General features: G+C 31.2%; 1 protein-coding gene. It reads right to left on the reverse strand.

All coding sequences use genetic code 11. From position 1 onward, the window contains the following. Nucleotides 1–68: 68 nt before the first annotated feature. A partial coding sequence (locus tag J3L11_RS18860) for a glycosyltransferase (protein ID WP_207571990.1) occupies nt 69–845 on the reverse strand: 777 nt, incomplete at its 5' end.

Raw genomic sequence — 845 nt, forward strand, 5'->3', positions numbered from 1 at the left:
TTTGACTACAGTTAGCTTAAGAGCTTTTTTGATTTAATTTTTAAATTGTAAATGTTAACAGGTTTTACTTAAACATTATAAAGCAGATTTGCTAATCTATTTTTAAAATCTAAGTAATCAATAGCGATAGAATTAGAATCAAAATCTACTGCTTCTGGTAATCCACCGCATTCAGCGACAATTGTAGGAATACCTAAAATTTTTGCCTCAACTGCAACTCGCCCAAAGGCTTCATTCCACCGAGAAGGAACAATAATCACTTTAGCATAAGAAAACGGCAAACCCACTACAGACGACCATGCCATATGATGTACATTCGATAAATTAGACCTGAATTTTTTATCCTTACCAAAAACATAAAATATTTCATTGGGAAATTCACTGGCCAATGATAGAAATATATCGACACCTTTTAAATTTGTATCCCCTATAATTACTACGCCTTTAATAATACTAACATTTAAGCAGTCTAAATAGGACTTCTTTAAACTTTCAACATCAATATGTGGGTATATAACTTCTGAGTGCAAACTAAAACGTTGAAGAAGTTGCCCAGCCATATATTTTGAATTTGAAATAATCCGATTAGCATTATTGAGAGCATATACATTATCTACACAAAACTTTTTAGATATAGGAAATAAGGCTAGTGAAAATAGATATTTAACTAAAAAGCGGATACCTTTATGATAATTGTTAAAAATATTTATAGAGGTTTCATCTCTTAAGTAATATTCGCTTTTAATATTCCGAATTTGAGCAAACTTAACTGCAACGGGAGCCCAAACACCTTGTGTTACCACAAGGCTTACATCAGTTAAGTCAGGATGATTTATTAAGAATTC

The sequence above is a fragment of the Shewanella sp. 4t3-1-2LB genome, assembly GCF_017368415.1.
Lineage (GTDB): Bacteria > Pseudomonadota > Gammaproteobacteria > Enterobacterales > Shewanellaceae > Shewanella > Shewanella fodinae.